The organism is Chitinophaga silvisoli (assembly GCF_003412465.1).
In the GTDB taxonomy this organism is placed as follows: Bacteria; Bacteroidota; Bacteroidia; order Chitinophagales; family Chitinophagaceae; genus Chitinophaga; species Chitinophaga silvisoli.
Genome location: NZ_QTJV01000004.1, coordinates 513648 through 533920 on the forward strand (window position 1 = coordinate 513648; position 20273 = coordinate 533920).

Sequence of the window (20273 nt, forward strand, 5' to 3'; positions counted from 1 at the left end):
TCGCAGCTCGGACATTTGTGCGAAACCTTCTAATCGGTATCTCCATACAGCTGCCTTAAAGCCCGTAGGTCGTTTTCATCCCTTGCCCTATTTATTGCCTTTGCTTTATTCGTACTGTTATATTTACATAAATCATTATATTTTTCATCAATGGCCTCACTTGCCTCATAAATCATAAGTAACCGCGAGGCATCATTCATCGAGAGAAAGGATTTTATGGCCAGATTAATAGCCTTTAGATTCTGCGCACTTTGAGATAAGATTCCGTCGTACACTTCTCCCATATGAATAATTTCATCTGGTGTAAAATGATTATCGTTCCTAAAAAGATTGTAGGCCTCTTTGTATTCGTTGACCATATCGACTTGTTTTTGAATGATAATCCTGATCTCCTGATAATAAGCGATCAGGCTCTTTACCTTCACCAACTCATCATAGTAGGTCTGGTACAGATCTTTTTGTTTGTTAACCCAACCCGATATTTCATTCAGCTTTGCCTTTGACAACGCATTTTCCACCACTTTCTGTGCATTCTGAAGACCAATAGTTTTGTTTTGTAATCGTTGCACTTGTAAATCTATCGCCTTGATAATTTTCTTGGCTGCTGCTTTCACTACTACCCAAACAATAGCATGCGTTTTTTGAGTTGGCGTTACTGTAAACAAAGCACACAAAAACAAGCCAATCAATATAGATTTTTTCATCACAACAGATTTTATTTAAAAAACCGAAAAAAAGGTTTTTTCCCGTGGGAATCTAGTCGGCCATATAGTTCTGTAATCGCTTTATCAACCGGATAATAAGCTACACCGTCAGAAAAGTCAACATTAATAAGTAAGTCTTTGGGAAGTACAGTAAAAACATCGCGAGTTAAGTAAAAAGATCCCAGCATAGGTAACGGCAGATAATTCAACGCCAGGTAAATACCTACTAGTCTTTCGTTGTTTGATGGGGAGGATATTATCCAAACCAGTTTTTCTATTACGGAATAAAGTTTGTTCCAAGCATCCAAACGGGAGCGGGCATCACTTGAATACCGCTCGTTCCAGGGAAGTTGGTTTAAGTCTTCTTCCAGATCTTTAATAGAGACTGAGCCTACATAAACCTGATCGAAATCCTTATTAATTAATAATGCCGCCGTGTAGCTATCCAGATGATAGTTTTCAGAAGCATCCTTTTTAAAATCAATTTTAAAATGGAAATTGGCTTTATCCTCTCTTTTCCTGCAATACAAGGAGAAAGTAGGCAGCTTCTTGGAGGCCATTAATTCAATTTCCTGTATAGGCAACAGTGCATCAAATCCCAATGCCACCATCATCGATTTTGCGAAATAAGTATCACTCATACCATCTATTTTTAAGGTTATGCCGCTCTCACTATTGCCTGAATGCCTTTTTCCATGCTTCCATGAATGGCGGCGAGTTGTTGTACTTTTGTTTTTTCTGTTTGTTCTGTAGTGTAGGTGTAATATTCCTGCGGAGAAACTTCTGTTCTGTACACCTTGCTTACCGTTCCTCCGAGGCTAATAAAGACTTCTTTGTATTTTCTGCCTTGTTCATTAGCCTTATTCATACTGAGAATAAGTGCTTTTTCCTTATCCGACAATCCTAATAGCTCTTGAATCTGGTCAAACTTATTTTGATATTTACTCTGATCCAGGAGAATTTTTGTATCGCTATTGTTTATGATAGCTTGCTTCACTATAGGGCTGGCGATCATGTCGTCAGCTTCCTGGGAAACGACGATTGCTTCCCCATAAAACTTGCGAACGGTTTTGTAGAGGTATTTAATGTATTCTGCAAATCCCTCTTTCATAAGCGCCTTCCAGGCTTCTTCTATTAGGATAACTTTCCGGATGCCTTTCAGCTTGCGCATTTTATTAATATAGAGCTGCATCACCGTGATCGTGGCAGCTGTAAACAGGACCTGATTATCCTTAATATTATCCAACTCAAAGACTATAAACCGCTGCTCCAATAAGTTTAAATTTTCGGTAGCATTCAACAGGTAGTCAAATTCTCCCCCAACATAATAGGGTTTCATGACAAACAGGAAATTGTTAATATCGAAATCTCGTTGGTGTACTTTTTCTGCTTCTAAAATAGCAGCATAGTCATCCCGGAAAAATTCGTAGAAAGTATTGAAACATGGAAACACTGTTGCATTAGCATCCAAATAGACATAATAAGCTGTCAGCGCATTAGATAGTGCTACATATTCACTGCGTTTAAAGATTTCCGTATCTTTCTTCCAAAGCGCTAACAAAAGCGTTTTGATACTTTCCTTTTTCTCGGTGTCTAATGTATCGCCTACCGAAATGTAGAACGGATTAAACCTAATCGGGTTCTTTTCTTCATAGGTAAAATAATAGCCATTTACCAGAGAGCATAAGCCTGAATAGGAATGTCCGACATCTATAATAACCACATGCGCCCCCTGTTCATAGCAAGAACGCATATAGGCATTAGTAAAGAAGCTCTTTCCAGAACCGCTAGGGCCCAAGATTACACGATTGAGATTTTGGATTACTCCATTGGCACGCGGAGCCAGGTCCAGGTCTACAAATAGTGGCTTACCTGTTATTCTATCTGCCAGACGGATACCTACGGGAGCGATCGAAGTCTCTGCCGAACTCTCCTGATTAAAGAAACAAATTGCCTGTTCCGAAAAAGTAGAGAATGTTTCATTCATTGGAAGGTCTGCAGCATTACCTGGCATTCCTGCCCAAAACAATTGCGGTGCACCTTTGATTTCCAAGCTGGGAACCACATTCATTTGTGTAAGTGACGTGGCTACCTTGTTGCGAAGATCCTTTACCTCCCCAGCGTCGTCTGACCATGCGAGAATATTGAAATGCGCACGGACGAACTGCCGCTGCTCACTAATGGCCTCGTTGAGGAAATCATTAGCCGCATCCCGACTAATACTATTCTCTCTAGAATAGTTCGATAATGACTGCATACGCCTTCGTTTCGCCTCTAACTGCTTTGTCTCCTTAAGCGGGTCTTGGATAACAACATATTGGTTATAGATATGATTGCAACTTAAAAGCTGCCCTACAGGGGAGGCGAATCCAACAAAGAATTTAGTTTTGTCAGTCGAGTACTTTTCGTTTTGTATTTTAGGACTGCAAACAGATGGAAGGTTTTCCACATCACCAAGGGTGTAAAGCTGGCAGTGGTTCTCCCCAATTCTTAAATCTGGTTTGAATGTGATGTCTTTTATTTCTGGCGCTTTACCACCTGGAGCTAGGAATAAATACCTTTCTAACACTCCTGCCTTTCTTTCATCACCTATATAATCTGCTGTAGATAGCTTACTGGATCGGATTACACCACTAGCTGTTATTAATTTCTCAAATTGCCCGGCCTTGTCCAGAAAATGCTGATAAATAGCTGGATTTAGTGCTTGCGGTGGTACAAAAGAGTTTCGCAATAAGTTTGAAAGCACCGAGCTTGCCGGTCTCCTTCCTTTTGCCGGTAGTGTTAACATAAGGTAACAACTATGATCTAAGTAAGGCCGTTCATGAAAGTATTTCTCACTGGCATAACTCAGAAAGGTATGATCCTCTTTATTAAAGTTACCTTTGTAAGCCATATCTACATACCAATCTTGTTTATGCAAAATGGTACCGATCGGCAGAATACGCATCGCCTTCACCCAAGCATGATGAATAGCATCTAATTCCTCCGGGCTTAATGTAAAAATTTCGGGAAGGTGTAACTGGAAAGCAATCGTTATGTCGCCATTTTTGCTAACAACAGCATCATTTTCAACTTTATAAATCGGGATTATACTTTCCAGCTTCTTTGAAGTATCAGTCGGCGGCTTAATTTGTAGCACTACGGTTGTCACTACAACAAGGACTAAAGCTAACACTACGATCATTATTTATCGCATTTTCGGTTAATTGGAAAAATAGTTTCCTGGAAGAGGATAAAATTGCAGAAGGCACCCGGCGGTAAGCCATGGCTTTCATCAATCCATGTTCACCATACTTTTTAGAAGCCTGACTTACCCATGTAAACAACAAGAAACCCAAAACACCCACAGCTGGCAATAAAATAAAGCCGGGCGCTCCTGCAAGATGGCTTATGACGTAAATCATCAGTAAGACGATCACACCTATTGTCAGATAAATAAGATACTGCGCTTTGATACCTTTAACTTCCAGTGGCTTATTGACACCTTTATTGATCTGGTATATTTTCATCTTCTTGTTATTATAATGAAGGAAAAACAGGAACACCCGGTATTCCAACCACACTGCTTCTTATCAATAGCTGTATGCTTACGTCAGGAGAACAACACGAGATCAACAATCACCGCATACACGCTATAAACCGGGCATTCCTGTTTTGTATTATTGGGTACTTGCCGCAGCCTAACCGGCTGTTAGTTTCTGAATGCTCTAATTGCTAAACAGTAAAATAGTCCGGCCCTTTTCCCCAATTTTTTGACAGCCTTACACTTTATAAAAGGCTTTTAATATGGTAGCAACCACGACTAGAAAGATACATGCACCAAACCATGAGCTTGCTACCTTTGATGTATCCTGATCACCAGCAGACCATTTATTATATACCTTCACGGCACCGACAATTCCTACCAGCGCACCTATGGCATACATCAGATTTACAGCGTATGGAAAATATCCTTTAATAGTTGCTTCAGCTGCTTGCAGGCCTTGCTCTCCCTGGGCCGCGGCCTTTAAGGTTACTACCATAGCGGCAAGCAGTAACAACATTATTTTCTTTTCTGAAAAGACATGACCCTTCACACGAACCCATGCACTACAAAGTCGTTTCATTACAATATGTATTTAGAATTAAAAAAGCTCAGAATTGAAGCAATTAGGCAGTGGGAATCAATGCCTCGGCTTCTTCAAGAGTAAGCTGCAAACGTGCAATTTCAACAGCTTTACGGATAATCACATTAGCTAGCATGCTTCGATAAGGTGGGAGATGTAATACAGGAGCTGACGCTATTTCCTGTGTAATTTCCGCAAATACTTTTTCCTTGTCAAAATCATGACCTGCGTTTTCAAGCAAGATTTCAATATTATCAACGACTAAGGACATGGCATCCAGTGCTCGTTCTTCCGGCCCTGGCTCAAATAGAAATCCGGGTTTTGCTGTTTGTTGAGAATTAGACAATGCAGGTTCTAGTATATTTTCTACTTCAGGAGGCTGTTCGTTATCACCAAATTCATCCTGTGTTTCGATATGCCAGATGCGTTTTTTGTTTGATGGAGTGGGCGGCGGCCCACTCTTCCATAACACTTTACCAAACCTCACCATCACATAACCGTAATACACAACCGCCGCACCACCCAACAAAGTGACATACTGGCCCCAACTCATTATCCCTGCTAGCATCACTATTTTATTTTGTGTTATTAATATGTTTATCAATTATTACAACACAAACATACGATCAATGGAAGGGGGCTTTTATACACCAGATATACACCTGTACAATTTTTTTTACCGAGGATTATCCAACAAAGCAAGCTACCTGGATAAAGAAAAAGTACTTTACTATTCAAAAGGGACAAGACTGGGTGTTCTTCGGAAAAGAGGTTACTTCCAAAGGAATTAGAGATGTATATCTTAAATAAGATTCATATGGTTCCTATTAAAAGGCATATTAAAGTAAAAGGGAACTTCACTGATAACCCGGTACTAAAAGAATATTGGGAGAAAAGGCGGTATGCATTGACAAAAATAGGTTCACAGAAGAAGGTTACCGGAAAATCGCTGAAAAGCAGAACTACTGGTGTCCAGTTTATTTAGGATTATTAAATGGCTATGAAGCAGATATTTTAGAAAGAATGATTCTATCAGCAGGTCCGGTAATAGACAAAGGTGCAGATGCTCCCAAACTTAACCATATAAGCTGTTTTGCAAGAAACCGAAAACATATTGCATAAAAGTTACTGAGGCTTGAGCCACTTGAGAGGAAACTATCATGGTTGGTTCTTAGGGGAGAGGGTGAAGGTGACATCCGCCCTCTTACCTGACTTATATCCAAAGATCTTGACCACTAGGCATATGAAAATAATGTACCCTTGGACTTCCCAAGGTTAGGAAAACCTACTGACAATGCATTTATAGAGTCATTTAATGGAAGTTTTAGAGATGAATGCCTAAATATGAACTGGTTCCTTTCACTGGAAGATGCAATTGCCAAAATCAAATATTTGACATATGAAAAACTACTTTAGACCATATAGCTCACTGAATTATCCTACACTGGCTGAAGTGGTGAAAATGTACAAAATTTAACTTCCGAAATTCTAATAATCCTTGGACTCAAATATCCGAGAACCTCAAGGCAACAGTGATATTAAATTAGTGTGTAAAAAAGTATATTAAATTTAATTAATTTTTAAATAAAATTATACCTTCATGGGGAGTTTTTAATAAAAGATCATGTTATATCAATTCCATATTTCCTTAACTGATAGCGATCCGTTGATTTGGAGAAGAATTATTGTCCCGGTAGACCTTAACTTATATCAATTTCATTTGGCGATTCAGGGTGCATTTGGTTGGGAAAATTGCCATTTGTTTCTATTTTCTAAATCTGGTTTTTCTGATAAGGTCTGTTATGGAATTCCAGGGGATGATATCAATGATGGAAATATTATTGAGGCTAAAGATGTAATGGTGAGCCAGGTAATTAAGAAAGAAGGACAGAAATATTGTTATATATATGATTTTGGGGATAAATGGTATCATCAGGTCATTTTGGAGAAAATTGAAAAAGATATTATAGATTTTCCCTATTGTCTGGATGGTAGTGGAGCGTGTCCTCCGGAAGATATTGGTGGTTTGTCGGGTTATTATTATATGTTGGAGATATTGAGTAAGAGAAGTCATCCGGAAAAGGCTATGTATAAAGAAATGTTGGGGATTGGTACTGGTAAAAAGTGGGATCCGGGAGAATGTAATATAAAGGAGATAAATAAGCGATTGGTACTTTTAGATAGGGGGTAGTATTTTCGGAACGGTGCCTGGATCACCTCTAATTATTTTATTCGGTTTTAGTGACATCGGTCATATTGCATTGAACGGCTTCAAGATTTTGTTCATCTTGCTTTCGCTTAATTATATTAAGAAGGATTATATCCTATTTATGAAATAAGCTCTAGTTAATTGAAATAATTAAACCAATTCTACTCAGCCTTACGGCTATTGCGTTGATCAGACTTTACAAAGAGAAGGTGTACTAAATCTGGATCAGATTTTATCCTCTCAATTTCACTTTCAATTATTTCAACTACGTCATTCTTTATTCTAATATAGTTATTATCAACTTCATTGACGGATAAGTGCCGGATTATCGGCAAGGGCTTGTAAGACCTCTCTTCGGTCTTTATTGCTTCATGATCATTTATTATCCGAGAATGGAAATTCTTTAGCTTAACGATCTTCAAAGGATCATCTGCCACCTGACCTACGAATTCACCAGAACTAAGTGAACTGATACGACTAGGAGGAATTGCCGAATCCATTTGTGTTGATCTACTAATACTAGTATCGTTCCTATTTATACTTACACTTTCTCTCTCCTGTACAATCTTACCAATTCGTTCACTTAGCATTTTTGCCGTATCTCCTAACACCTGCCCACTAATGATATTTCCGCACACATTCATCAATACCTCTGCCTGCTCCCTAGAATAGTCCTTCTTCATCTGAGAATAATCCTGGATGCAAATCGTATGTGAAACCAGATTACTTCTGCTCACAGAAACACTATAATCCAATGGTTGGTAAATAGTAGGATATTCATCGAAAACCAGACTGGATTTTAGTTTACCTTTTTGATTAACCTGTTTCAATAACCTATTTGTATACAAAGATAAAACTGCGCCATAAGTCTGCGTTTTGGACGGATTATTCCCCATACAGACAATTTTGGGAGCCTCGGGGTTATTTATGTCAAGCGTAAAATCATTTCCACTAATAACATAATAGAGAGTTGGCGAACTTAATCTAGCTAAGGCAATACGGGCAGACGCAATTTGGCCTTCAAGTTGTTCAAGCGCTCTATTTAAATAAGCAGAAATAAAACTTTGAATTAAAGATTCACATTCAGGCTCAGTACCTAATACTGGAAAAAGGTCATCGTAATCGGCTTGGATCAGCTCAATAACATGAGCAAGTGTACAGTACTTACCATCTTGATATTTTCTAAGCCACCATATAACAGCTGTAACAAAAATAACGGCACTTTCAGTGAAAAACTCACCACTTTTTTTTATCCACTCCTTGTTGAGCGCTAAAAGAATACTACGAGCGGATTCACTTGCATCAGTAATATCAATCATCTGAGATGGTTCAAGAGGATTACATCGGTGCGTTCTTTGAAGATCATCGAAATTAATCACATAAAATGAGGGCTTATTTTTATACTTATGCTCGTTCTTTAGGAATGCATTATATGCTATTCGTGTGAGGTCATCAAACTTAAAATCATACACAAACATTGTAAAGCCCTTAGCCAAATGTTGTGTAATTACATGTCTGACGATAAAATAGGTCTTACCAGATCTCTACTACTCCTTTCGCCTGGACCCGGGCGTACCCATAATGAGTAGCGCCCGGAAAGGATTTTGAATGTTAATCCACATTTTACGAATCTTACCTTTCAAATTATATTCCCCAGGAAGATTAATACTGTATTCGTTATTAATTAACTCTTCTTGCTGTGGAAAAGTTTCATTTAGTTCATTAAAAATGTCCTTTTTAAAATTCAGGCTAATCAACCTGGATAGCTTTGCTCCACCAGCGAGCATAAGTAAGTAACCAAGAACCACAACAAAAATGTAGCAAACCGCAATCACATTCGGATCTGTATGCAAATAGAAAAATAAGGTAGCCCCAAAATATAAAAATAATCCGGCAGCAATATATGCCAAGATATTCCTAGGTTTTAAATCCTCTTCTTTCCTGCCATTATTACCGAAAAGAGATAGGATTAAAAGAAATAAGGAGAATAACTTTGTGGACAATGGCTCTTTGACAATACCAGTTTCTCCAATATTCAATAAAATCCGTTCAACGATCCCAGCAGACATACCAATGTCAACAAAAAACGAATAGCAAAACACATAAAAATGTAATGCCAACAAAAAGACACTAGCCTTCCTGACAAAATCAATAATGCCGCGAAGGCCCTGTTCATTTTCACCTGTACTCATAGATTTGACAATTAGATTTAGGTAAATATTACACTCTAACCCCTCTTATACTTTTTCTTCTTTCTAGCTTCTTTTAATAATTCGTATGAAATCCCACTGTCTTCAACTACATCAAATGCAGCGTCTATTAAATTACTTAGTTGGGTATTTACATATTCAGATAGCGCTTTTATTGTATCACTACCCAAAACCTTTGACGTAATTCCAGGCAAATGCTTGTTTATGTAATTAATCCGTCTTGCTGTAAGTCCATTTGCGGACAAATAATTACTAATCCGCTTGTCACTTTTCCAATATTGATCCATTTGTATTTCTGAATATCCCATTGAAATAATTGGATTGGCATCTTCATTACTTATAGACTGAACACGCATTCCAGCACCAAGCCATTGAAATAATACACCTTTAATACCTACCTTGAAATCAGTATTTGATATGGCAGAGTTCACAAACTGCTTGTTCCAGGCAACTGTTGGGATGTCTTCATCTGGTTGAAGACGAGAAAAAATCCCTTTAGCAGAGTAGGATTTATCTATATCACTTCCTTTAAATACAGTTAAAGTAACGTTATCAACAAAAGTAATTCCGTAAGGTAATCCCTCTTTGTTTTTATAGATTTGAGCAGAAATTCCTTTCTCTTTTAGAGCCGTTAAAAACCGTTTCTCATCGACAGCTTTGTTCAAAACTTCATCGATGATTCTAAAGAGCCGCTCCTTATGCTCTGCTTTCCCCGATTTTTGCTTAAAATGCCTCTGAAGAAAACTCAGGGTAGGTCCACCATAAATTGAACTTGATTTAATCGGTTTTCCAACTATTTCGCCCCCCTCCTTTAGGACACGATAAACAAGGCCATTATTTTTCCGCAGGCGACTTCCCTCTTCACCAGGATCGGCAACTACATTGTATTGTCTTAAAATGGAATTAAATTCAGAAAGGCTTCCGAACTTATAAAGAGATATTACGGATCTAACGACCCTAGAAATTTCCTTTTTGGTAGGCTTCTCCCCATATTCGATAGCTCCAATATCAGCAGCTTTGATAGCAATACAATCATTAGATTTTTGTTCTTTAGCTTTCATCAATCCATATTTTTCCTCTAATTGTTCCGTAGCTGGTATTGATTTCTTTATTCCTATAAAAGATGTATCGATTGCCCTTCCATCCTCCTTAATCTTGGTACTAACAATATGAACATGCTGTATAGCCGTATCAACATGCTGATAAAGCAAAAAGGGTTGGGTTCCAAAACCAATTTTCTCCATATACTCAACTGCTAGCTGTTGTAAAAGCTCTTTGGAAATATTTTCTGATGGATGAAAACCGATAGAAATATGTTGGCAAACATTATCAGCCTTCTGCGTTAACTCTGCAAGATGTTCCAGGCGAAATAGCTTTTCTTTAAATGAAAGATCGCAAGCATCTTTAGGATATAGATGTGCATACAATATCTTAGCATTACCTAATGCGACCTTTTCCTCATTGTACTCAACAGCACCACGTAAATTTGGGCCTTCGTTTACGACTGCAACCATTTCTCAGAAAATTGATCAATGCGAATTTGAATTATCCCAATTTTAGAAAGTAGTTGTCGTTGTAAATCCTCCGAAACTCCCAACCAAGTCAAATATTCCTTAGATGGCGGGATACTATTTAGCTTCTTTACCACTTGGTTAAAATTATTACCCAAGTAGTTCAATTCTTGACGTAAACCAATAAGCTCATTCATAAATTCATCTAGTGATTGGTTACGGACTTTGAAATTAACTGGCTTATTAAATATGATACTGCGTAAATAATCACTTAGCTTATTGTATGTGGTGTCATTTAATTTACCCAAAAGAGTTTCATGCTCCTTTTCAGTCAATCGAATATTACACCAGCAGGTGCGCTTATCATAGTTCTCTCTTACGCTATTTTTCATCTAACATAGATTTAAATACAGTTTTATTTCCCTAATCATGATTTAATCAATCCAGATGACACGACTTTGTAGCAATGGCATCGAGGCGGGTTTGTGTAGCTATGAGTATTCTTATTCATAAATAGAATTCCTCTATTTCTGTACAAATATGGTCTCTCTTCAATACGGATTTAATACACTTGCCATACAGGTGTATTAAAATTAACAGGTAAAAATGATCTTCAAAGATCAAGTAGAATAAAGAATATTGGCTTAACTCATAAACAGCATTTTGTATTATCAACCTAAATTGCATATAATCAGTTACGGATGAGAATAAGAAAATAATTAGAAAAATATGGAAGTCTGAGATAAGGAAATTGAGAATAATCTCTATGTAGTCATTAATTTAAGTATTTCTAATGATGCCCCAATTTTAGCAAAAGAAAGAACAATTATCAGGATGACATTCAAAGAAAACATCCTAAACAAAAAAAATATATTTGCGGAAACAACTATGACCCATCTGATGAATACGCAGGAGTTATTTTGATCCCTCATTAATATGGTGAAATGAATAGACTTGTTCTTATTGGTAATAGTTTTGATTTAGTACATGGTATGCAGACCTATTACAGCCACATTTTAATTGGTTATTTGAAGAAGTGTTTTAAGATGGCTGATTAAGAGCAAAAAATATGAAGATTGTCTTCTTTCTATTAGCGTAAAAAAACAAAGTAATTCAGCTTTTAGGTTTCATAATATTGAAAATACAGATTAACTGATCGATTACTCTTTATGAGAAGGTTTTTTTGTTAAATTTCTCGCTAATGGATGTATTGACTATTCCGAATGGCAGGTTTTCGTCATCATTTTAAAGTCAGAGTAAAATGGAATTATTTCTACATTTAATATCCATATGTAACAACTTTTCCTGCGTAGAAATTGAAAATGAGTTTTACGATGCGTAAAAGACACAATTAGATGTCCTCTTCCCTCCACTGCAATAGAGAGTATAATTAAACCAAGAAGTAACTAGTTTCGAACTGGAGCTGTATTTGTCCGGTATTACTCCTATTGGTTATTCTCAAGAATATGCTAATATTTTTCAATTATTTTTAAGGTTAAAGTCCCATATTTATGTACGTTCTTTACATCCGCATAATAATCTCGCTTCCAAGTCATTTTCCCAATTCTTAAACTTGTCAAAGTAAAACTAAAATATTACCTTTCCAAATACTACAAAAACTGTAAAGTATAGACACCTAAACTATTGTCCCCAAACTGATTATGAGAAAAAATTTGTTTTTTTCACTCCTCCTTTCCTGCATATTCACGTCAGATCTTGTCAAAGCACAACAGGCAGGTGTTTCGTTTGACCACGAAATACATCTAAAAAGTAATTATTTGAGGCAAAAACCCTTTATCCATAAAGGCATTTTTTATTTTTTAAAACCCAAAGCCTTAAAACGGTGCGAGATTGACTTGACACTACGCGTTACTGGCCGCTCACAAAATGATTCTGTAGAGGTTACAGTTGATGCAATTAAAGGTGTAGGATTACCTATCAGGACGACTATAGCACGTGATGCAAATATTTCGCAATCATTGGTAGCGTTGTTGGATGGCGCCGTCAAGTCATTTACCAGGCGAAGCTGTGACCAGTGTGTAGAAAACTTTATTGATTATTATTCGAAGTGTATCGGACACAATTGCGACAGTAACCTTTTTGTACATTATCCGACGAGAAAAGAAATTAAGCAGAACATTGATACTTCTTCCTACAGTTTTGTTATTGATAACAAGACGAGCGCGGAAAGGTCATTTGCCATTTTCCCGGAAAACGCTTCTGCAGGTGGAACTTATTTCGTCCGCCAAGGTGAGCAGTCTATTGCCCACGGTGGCACTTTATACCTTCCTGATAATTTCACATTGAAGATAGATCCTGCTATCAGGGAATTACAATGGACATTTGACCGCATATTGTTTGGTAAGGGAGCAACAATTGATCTTTCCCATCATGAATTGGAGAAGCCAAAGCCTGCCACTCCGGTGCCAAAATTCAGGAGTTGGTACCGGAGATCCTGTCCTTCTGGTAGTACCAGCGTGATAGAAACAGTAAATGGCATTTCCGGAGTGGGTAGTAATGGCGAAAACGGGGACAGTGGAATTGCAGGAGAGGACGGAATTAGTGGAACTACACTACACCTCGTCAGTTTCTACCTGCCAAGCAAAGGGAACCTTTGGATACGGATAGATGGCAGCCGTGGTCAGGATGGTGGCGACGGGGGAAATGGCGGCGCAGGAGCATGGGGACACTGTGAGAGTTGTACGCATGGCATAGATGGAGGAGACGGCGGCAATGGTGGTGTCGGTGGAACTGGCGGTAGCGGCGGAAATACGGCGAGCGCATTCATTGAGCTGCTGGACCTTGAATATAACCCTATCAGGGTTTATACTCCATCCTCTGTTCAGTCTTGCTCCGCCAGCCAACGGCCGGCTGAGCTCAGTGACGATGATGGTCAAATTATCCTTTATGGAACACCAGGTTGTAATGGAAAAGGAGGCATAGGTGGTGTAGGCGGCGAGCGGGGGCATGGATGTAATTGCGGGCGCTTGTGTCCCGCACAAAGCCACGACGGCAGGAACGGAGTATCGTATAATGCTATCTCTGCCCAGGATGGAAAAGCAGGCAATATTGGTAATATCAGCATATTAATTAATCACCGTTAATATCCGCAATAAATGCATAAGAAAATAAAGCGCTATCGGGAGGTTTTATCAATGCTCCTGCTGTTTTTTTGCTTGGCTAACGCAAAATCTCAAATAATAACTAACCAGGAGATGATCAGGCTCGGAACTATTATCAATGTTCCATATCAAAATAATCCTATCCAGATTGACACTATTGTAAAAAACTATATTACAAGGGGATTTATCCTGTCGCAATATGTTGATTCTTCTAAAGGGAATTATACAAAGCGTGAGTTTAGCCTCGTGAACATCGGCCAACCTGAAAATGCTGAAATGATAGTACTGCGGACGGAAACTAATAGTGGAGGCTATGCAAAGGTGCTATCGATTACTTTTTCGACGCAAGACTTTATAACTTTCAAAAAATGGCTAAATTACCTTGATACGAATAGTAACTTTTCCCTTACTGATTACATAAAGAATGCCTACCTGTACAAATATGGTAACAGGTCAGTGTCTGTAGGAATGACCTCGAACACGACGGATACAAATGCCGGGGGAATAGAGACTCATATTACAAAAGTAAATCAGCCAGTTACATACGTAATGTCCATGTCTTATACGTTTTAAACAAGTGCGGAAAATGTTCCCTGGAATCACTCCTGGGTTGAGGAAGTAAAAGAGAACGGATTGCTAGCCGCTGGTTTAATAGAGATCAATTTAAATATAAAGGACTCTTCCTATCCCTACGTAATCCTGACAAATAAGGCAAAGCTTTTTTGTCAACGTCGAAAAAGGACGCAGAACACCAGATTCAGCGTGTGATGGTATCGGAAATGGTGCAGGATAAGGTAACTGGCATTCAAATGCAGTCTGATAATAAAAATGTTGTAGTGACCTACACTGTGAAGAATAGCATCGTTGTACCATTTTACGCCTTTACCCGGATGGTTTCTACCAAGCCCGATGAGAGGAAGGCAGAATTTTCCTTTATATGATGACGGATGAAGAATGGAAAAGAAACAAGGCATAGAATTTCTTTGAAATTAGCCAAAGAGCATTATTTTTAAATCTAATTAACTGTAGATAATGCCTCTAAATATCGGATCTTTCTGGATCGATTTTGACTGCCCGAATTGCTCATATAGTGTGGAGGTTCAGCTGATAGATGTTAAATTGCAATCCTCCGTAATTTGTCATAACTGTAAAACTATTATCCATATTATTGATGATTCAGCTTCTACAAATCGATCCATAAATGATATTAATACGGCGTTTGATAATTTATTTAACAAATTTAAATAATTCGCTTAGTGTGCTATAACCATAATTTAAGAAGCAATCTACAGGAATGGAGAAATCGGCTTTACAAATCCAACCAAAGGAATGTAACCAATAATTACAAGTTCTTTCTGGAGAAGTTGCAGCAGACGGTTCCTATTATGTCTATCCTTCAAACAGCAAAAGATAATTATCCATTCACCGAAGAAGTAGTCGTTAGCTATAATGATCATCTTTTCGATAAAGGAAGAGGATCAATAGGGGATTATACATTTGATAATGAAGAACAGTTAGCCTCTGCACTTTTTCACCTATTGACTTATTTTCAGCAGCAAAGCTATGATGGACGAACTCTGGTCGAAAACCTTGGGACAGGCAGGACTTATACAGAAAATATACCCAATTTTGTAGATCTGTACATTGATCCTATTACCAATTTTATACATGACAAACTTGATGAAACAAGCAATATTATATATCTGTTGGAGAAATATAAGAAACGGACGGAGTGGTTTATGTACAACATACTTTTAGCTAAGTATAATATGGTTGACAATAAACAGTATGAGCAAGTATTTGAGGATGATTTGCGACTCTACTTATTTGATCAAGGTATTGATTATCCGTTTTCTACTCCAAAATCTGCATCCGGTAGGGCAGATATAGTGGGACAAATACATACAGATGATCCGCTCATTTTAGAGATTAAGATATTTGATACAGAAAGAGGCTATCGTAAAAACCGAGTAATAGATGGTTTTTCTCAGGTTGTTAAATACACAAATGACTATAACAAGAACGTTGGTTACCTGGTTGTCTTTAATGTCGATAATAAAGAGATTGAAATCAGTACAGGCGAATCGGACAGAACATTTCCCCCTAGGATTGTGCTCAATAATAAGGTTTACTATATCGTGTTTGTCAATCTTAACTTCGATGTTTCTGCTAGTAAGACTGGGGCCTTAAAAGTTGAAACAATTACTATAGAAGAATTATTAGTCGCGATTACACCTTAACAATTGTTACTATAAGCCAGTGATTATGTACTTATACAAGACCGATCTGAGAAATTTTCGATTTAATAGAAAGGCATACTGTAGGTAACTTACAATTGTATGGTAAAAATTGCCAACAGATGACAATGAGCACGAATGGGGAACTCCTTTACAATGGAGGAACTTAACAAATTTTCAGAGCTGGCAGTTCCAGCTACATAATGAGTATATGTTGATGGAGGAAGGCTTATACCTCAACTTCTACTAGTATTTTAAAATAATCCGTCCCTTGTGCATCCAGAATATATCATTTACGTAACAATCCTATTATTGTAAATGCGGGTATAATGAATGTAATGAATATAAGGCTTCTTATTCCACTGGTAGGAATTGGCAGTCGAATATTCTTCCAATTGAAGCGATAGGCAGATGGTAAGTGAGTTTGGAGGAATTACTTGCTGTGAAATCTTATGGGTACTTAGAAGTTGAATTTATACGTGAATAGCAAACTGTGTTTCTACTTTTGATCATTGTACTTACAAATGTCTATTGAATTCAAGATCGGACATGAGATAATACAGGTTATGTTTCATGTTGCCATATCTATTGTCTATTTTTCTGTTGATCAATAACATCAAACTTGTACTGACTAAAAGATTACCTACGCTAGGGTAGATGAAAGGTACAACATCGTTTATACTATTTCATAGCCTACACAAACATTTCTAGTCAGTATCATTTGGGGGGGAAATTTGATATGCCACTATAAAAAATTTGCCGGATCCCAAGGGCCTCTCACAATAACGGTCTATTATATTTAGTCTTCATCCTCATCATTTTCATCCCTATATTTGAGTTTGTTCTCATGATGGAATAGAATGGCTTCCCCTACCTTATATAACGGCTTGCATATGCTTATGAACGCCAGAAAAGTATTCATGATTTTAGCACGCGCAGCTTCTGAATGCCCCTCTCCAGCTGAGGAGGTGTGATAATAGCTAAATATGTCTGTTACAGTTTGTTTATGCACCTTGGGCGAGGCTATATCAATGTAGTGCCTTAAAAATAGGACATCTCCTTTAAAGTATAGGTGTGTTTCAATTTCCGTGCTCTTGTCAAACTGATAAGTTATGCGATAAATCACATTTATGGACTTAAAGAGAAGCCGCCAGATTCCCGCTATTCTTGACCTTTCAATTTTATTTAAAGAACAGTACTTGTCGTCGCGCATCGTTGCCTCTGCCCAATCCAGTACTGCGATTAGATATTCATCAGGCAGACATCTATTGCGGAACAGTAATAATTTATTTAGATGCTTTTCTTTCATTATATTTTACATATTTATTAATTTCTACCAGTTTATAATTATGGGATAGGCCAAACAAGCGATATTATTCATTGCTTTTCCATTTCAAGTTCAGACTTCATTGATTGAAGTATTTGTAACCGCTCTTCCACTATATCCACATAGATTTTAATAATGGTCTTTAACTCTGCATGACTAGTTACTTTTAATGTGGATCCATTGATAAGAGACGGGCTTATATCTACACGAAACTTATTGTAATACATACTCTCAGACCAGTTACAATCTGCGATAATTTTTCTCTGTAATGTTCTAGGAAGATCATTCACGATTGAGATGATATCAAAAAAGCGGATTTTCTTTCCTGTCCCTTCATTATCCTTCTTCCTTTTCTTATAGCCTGGTGGATTTAGGGTTTGCTTTATCTCAAATTCTCCTTGGACTACTGTAGCTACAGCGGAGGAAACGCCACGCCTAAGATCGATCTGCTTATTTTTTTTCCTGTTTTTCCCACTCTTGTGTTGATTTTCATTATTTTTATCTACCTTTTGTTCCTCCTTAATTTCGTGTTCATTTTCACTAACTCTGCTCATAAATGCATTTGGTTAAATGGTCAGAATTTTCTCAGTTTTTCGAGCCTTTCTTTTGCTGACTTCAATTTTTCATATACCTTATTAACGTTAATAAGATATATATCTGCAATTGATCCTAATTGTGCAAGACTTACTCCTTTCTTGTCTTTCCCAGAAAGTTTCCTGTAATATGTTGGAAGACTCCAGTCGCATATCTTGGCTATTTCGTTACGTATTTGTATTGGAAGTTCATTAACCGGTGAGAACATCTCATTTAAGAGTTGTACGTCCTGCCTTGTAGCTGTTGCTAGATTTTTATTCTCATTATTTGCATTCTGATTAACCTTCTTTTTTCTATTCATAGCTTATTTATTTGATTGGTAAATACTGGTGGTCATTCATATAAGTCAGCTATGAGAAGGGACTCTGCTTTAAGAGTTTAAAAATCCGCGAGGTAAAAACCACACAGAAATACATACGTTATGTTAACTTTTTTTACCGCAAAATATTCTTCTGTTCAGCATTTATTAGCGATAAACGTCCTACAATTTATTTAGTTGAGAATCGCCACAGGTAATATCTACCGACGCTTAAAATATCTTATTATATATTTTTTTTATTAAATGTAATATAAATCAGTGTGACGGTAATTTAATTTCTAAAATCCGTTTTTTATATTCTTTTTCTTATTTTATGTAAAAATAGGAAATAAAGTAATTAAAATCAGTTTTTAAGTAAAAAAAATCAGCAAATAAGTATTTAAAATAGCATCAGTATTGATTTTCAATTATTTGGGTATTCTTACCTTCGCTCTACTATGGAGCCACTTTATAAATTGAATCGGATAAAGTCCTTACTTGCTGATAAACGGATTAAAAATGAGGTTTTAGCAAATTACCTTGGTTACAAGAGTGTTGATATAATTTCTAAGTGGAATTCAAATAAAATTCAACCTCCTGTATCAGTATGCTATCAGATAGCTCTCTTTTTTAAACTTAAAGATTGGCGTGATATTTTTGAACCTGAGCCTTTTGAAATTCTTGATTTCAAGGATGATATCGATGAGTGAGCGGTAATATTAGTTGGTTAATAATACTTTATGGAAGTTTGGCCTATCAGCTTTCCCTATTATTTTATTAATTTAATTGCCACCAGGTAAATACCCGGCGGCTTCTCTCAAGCTTATTCTATGAAAAACCTTCTTTTATTATTAAATGTAATATTAATCAGTTAAACAGCAATTAAATTACTTAAATCTGTTTTTTTATTCTTTTCTCAATTAAAATCAAAAATACATAATAAAGTAATTAAAATCCGTTTTTAAGTAATAAAATTCAGTAAATAAGTAATATAGATACTTTTTATGCTGATTTTCAATTATTTGGGTGTGCTTATCTTTGCTTTTACTATGGAGCCACTTTATAAATTAAATCGAATAAAGTCTTTACTTGCTGATAAAGGTCTTAAAAATGAGGATTTAGCAAAGTATCTTGGTTACAAGAGTGTTGATATAATTTCTAAGTGGAATTCAAATAAAATTCAACCTCCTGTATCAGTGTGTTATCAGATAGCTCTCTTTTTTAAACTTAAAGATTGGCGTGATATCTTTGAACCCGAACCTTACAAGATTTCGATTAATGAAGGTAATGACAAACGTTAAACTTTTGGTGGTAGAACCAATGAAAAAGGTATAGCGCAGTGAACCATACCTTCTTGAACTATTTCAAATGCAAGTTTTTTTATTGGAAATAATGGATTAAGGCTCTCCATTATTAGATTCCCATCTAGCATGAAGTTAGAATCCAGATTGCGAATTATTAATGCACTTGGATCTCTACTATAAATAAAGCAGTAACGGTAGATCCACTAACGAATAACCAATTTCTCCTTTTTCAGATCATAGCTTTTTAATAAATAGGTGAAATTTTCAATGAATGTAGGCCGGATTGGCATGGGATAAGCTATGCTTTCCCATTGCCCAATAGCTTTTGACAATTCTGCAAGATGCTGTTCTTTTTTCTCTCAAAGCTGCAAACTCTTTACTGATAAGCTTTTTAGCTCTACATGTGCCTCACGATAAGCCTTTTTGTTTTCGATTTTCATGTTATTTGTCCTTGTGACGGTATTCCTGCGGTTTTTTCAAGGTTACATCTTTATTTTTTGGCATCGTAAGTCTAAGTCAGCATGTGTGAACACTCCACAGATATATACAAATCCTATCCAGAATACCTGTTCAATAACCACTCCACCATGAAAACACTTTTTCTCGCATAAGGCAAAGGCTTTTAAGCTATTATACTAATCAAAATCTTCC

General features: G+C 36.9%; 21 protein-coding genes and 1 pseudogene. 9 read left to right on the top strand and 13 right to left on the bottom strand.

Annotation, left to right across the window (positions count from 1 at the left end):
* Nucleotides 1-29 precede the first annotated feature (29 nt).
* The 6 genes from DXN04_RS14195 to DXN04_RS14220 all read right to left on the bottom strand — a co-directional run bounded on the left by DXN04_RS14195 (nt 30) and on the right by DXN04_RS14220 (nt 5378).
* Nucleotides 30-704, bottom strand: coding sequence for a conjugal transfer protein TraI (locus DXN04_RS14195; RefSeq protein WP_116854014.1), 675 nt, complete (start codon nt 702-704; stop codon nt 30-32).
* Between the two features lie 11 nt (nt 705-715).
* Nucleotides 716-1345 carry a hypothetical protein gene (locus tag DXN04_RS14200; protein WP_147319925.1) on the bottom strand — a complete coding sequence of 210 codons (630 nt, stop codon included), beginning with the start codon at nt 1343-1345 and terminating at the stop codon, nt 716-718.
* A 17-nt stretch (nt 1346-1362) separates the two neighbouring features.
* A complete protein-coding gene (locus DXN04_RS14205) occupies nt 1363-3888 on the bottom strand; it encodes a TraG family conjugative transposon ATPase (protein WP_116854016.1) in 2526 nt (841 codons plus the stop codon).
* Complete coding sequence (locus DXN04_RS14210; protein WP_116854323.1) at nt 3830-4213, bottom strand: DUF4133 domain-containing protein; 384 nt, start codon at nt 4211-4213, stop codon at nt 3830-3832. The genes DXN04_RS14205 and DXN04_RS14210 overlap by 59 nt, the downstream gene beginning before the upstream one ends.
* Nucleotides 4214-4465: 252 nt before the next feature.
* A complete protein-coding gene (locus DXN04_RS14215) occupies nt 4466-4810 on the bottom strand; it encodes a DUF4134 domain-containing protein (RefSeq protein WP_394337840.1) in 345 nt (114 codons plus the stop codon).
* A 43-nt stretch (nt 4811-4853) separates the two neighbouring features.
* Nucleotides 4854-5378 (bottom strand): hypothetical protein, encoded by a 525-nt coding sequence (locus DXN04_RS14220; protein ID WP_116854018.1) that lies wholly within the window; start codon nt 5376-5378, stop codon nt 4854-4856.
* 317 nt (nt 5379-5695) lie between these two features.
* Between DXN04_RS14220 and DXN04_RS34550 the strand changes: the two genes are divergently transcribed.
* The 3 genes and pseudogenes from DXN04_RS34550 (at nt 5696) to DXN04_RS14235 (ending at nt 7001) form a co-directional block, all read left to right on the top strand.
* Nucleotides 5696-5932, top strand: a complete 237-nt coding sequence (locus DXN04_RS34550) for a hypothetical protein (RefSeq protein WP_147319926.1) — start codon at nt 5696-5698, stop codon at nt 5930-5932.
* A gap of 117 nt (nt 5933-6049) precedes the next feature.
* A pseudogene (locus DXN04_RS14230) lies at nt 6050-6287 on the top strand (integrase core domain-containing protein); the annotation flags it as partial.
* 147 nt (nt 6288-6434) lie between these two features.
* A complete protein-coding gene (locus DXN04_RS14235) occupies nt 6435-7001 on the top strand; it encodes a plasmid pRiA4b ORF-3 family protein (RefSeq protein ID WP_116854020.1) in 567 nt (188 codons plus the stop codon).
* A gap of 179 nt (nt 7002-7180) precedes the next feature.
* Here the strand turns inward: DXN04_RS14235 and DXN04_RS35385 are convergent, their stop codons facing one another.
* From DXN04_RS35385 to DXN04_RS14250, 4 genes are read right to left on the bottom strand one after another with little or no spacing between them, the layout of a single operon-like run.
* The gene (locus tag DXN04_RS35385) at nt 7181-8542 is read right to left on the bottom strand and encodes a type IV secretory system conjugative DNA transfer family protein (RefSeq protein ID WP_317128898.1); all 1362 of its coding nucleotides are present in this window, start codon (nt 8540-8542) and stop codon (nt 7181-7183) included.
* Nucleotides 8543-8566: 24 nt separating this feature from the next.
* A complete protein-coding gene (locus DXN04_RS35390; RefSeq protein WP_233525596.1) occupies nt 8567-9211 on the bottom strand; it encodes a YWFCY domain-containing protein in 645 nt (214 codons plus the stop codon).
* 35 nt (nt 9212-9246) lie between these two features.
* Entirely contained in the window at nt 9247-10743 is a 1497-nt protein-coding gene (locus DXN04_RS14245) for a relaxase/mobilization nuclease domain-containing protein (RefSeq protein ID WP_116854021.1), read from the bottom strand.
* Entirely contained in the window at nt 10728-11132 is a 405-nt protein-coding gene (locus DXN04_RS14250; RefSeq protein ID WP_116854022.1) for a plasmid mobilization protein, read from the bottom strand. Before DXN04_RS14250 ends, DXN04_RS14245 begins: the two co-directional genes overlap by 16 nt.
* A gap of 1464 nt (nt 11133-12596) precedes the next feature.
* On the opposite strand from DXN04_RS14250, the gene DXN04_RS14255 reads away from it, so the two are divergent.
* The 4 genes from DXN04_RS14255 to DXN04_RS14270 all read left to right on the top strand — a co-directional run bounded on the left by DXN04_RS14255 (nt 12597) and on the right by DXN04_RS14270 (nt 16102).
* The gene (locus DXN04_RS14255) at nt 12597-13844 is read left to right on the top strand and encodes a hypothetical protein (protein ID WP_147319927.1); all 1248 of its coding nucleotides are present in this window, start codon (nt 12597-12599) and stop codon (nt 13842-13844) included.
* 111 nt (nt 13845-13955) lie between these two features.
* The gene (locus DXN04_RS14260) at nt 13956-14435 is read left to right on the top strand and encodes a hypothetical protein (RefSeq protein WP_147319928.1); all 480 of its coding nucleotides are present in this window, start codon (nt 13956-13958) and stop codon (nt 14433-14435) included.
* 149 nt (nt 14436-14584) lie between these two features.
* Nucleotides 14585-14803: a hypothetical protein gene (locus DXN04_RS34555; RefSeq protein WP_147319929.1), complete on the top strand. Its 219-nt coding sequence runs from the start codon at nt 14585-14587 to the stop codon at nt 14801-14803.
* A gap of 444 nt (nt 14804-15247) precedes the next feature.
* Entirely contained in the window at nt 15248-16102 is an 855-nt protein-coding gene (locus DXN04_RS14270) for a hypothetical protein (RefSeq protein ID WP_147319930.1), read from the top strand.
* 796 nt (nt 16103-16898) lie between these two features.
* Here the strand turns inward: DXN04_RS14270 and DXN04_RS14275 are convergent.
* The 3 genes from DXN04_RS14275 to DXN04_RS14285 form a co-directional block, all read right to left on the bottom strand.
* The gene (locus DXN04_RS14275; RefSeq protein ID WP_116854026.1) at nt 16899-17408 is read right to left on the bottom strand and encodes a hypothetical protein; all 510 of its coding nucleotides are present in this window, start codon (nt 17406-17408) and stop codon (nt 16899-16901) included.
* Nucleotides 17409-17476: 68 nt separating this feature from the next.
* Complete coding sequence (locus DXN04_RS14280; RefSeq protein WP_116854027.1) at nt 17477-17980, bottom strand: hypothetical protein; 504 nt, start codon at nt 17978-17980, stop codon at nt 17477-17479.
* A 20-nt stretch (nt 17981-18000) separates the two neighbouring features.
* Nucleotides 18001-18321 (bottom strand): hypothetical protein, encoded by a 321-nt coding sequence (locus tag DXN04_RS14285; RefSeq protein WP_116854028.1) that lies wholly within the window; start codon nt 18319-18321, stop codon nt 18001-18003.
* A 455-nt stretch (nt 18322-18776) separates the two neighbouring features.
* Between DXN04_RS14285 and DXN04_RS14290 the strand changes: the two genes are divergently transcribed.
* Together DXN04_RS14290 and DXN04_RS14295 are read left to right on the top strand one after the other, a co-directional pair.
* Nucleotides 18777-19028 (top strand): XRE family transcriptional regulator, encoded by a 252-nt coding sequence (locus DXN04_RS14290; RefSeq protein WP_116854029.1) that lies wholly within the window; start codon nt 18777-18779, stop codon nt 19026-19028.
* Nucleotides 19029-19322: 294 nt separating this feature from the next.
* Complete coding sequence (locus DXN04_RS14295; protein ID WP_116854030.1) at nt 19323-19619, top strand: helix-turn-helix transcriptional regulator; 297 nt, start codon at nt 19323-19325, stop codon at nt 19617-19619.
* The last annotated feature ends 654 nt before the right edge of the window (nt 19620-20273 follow it).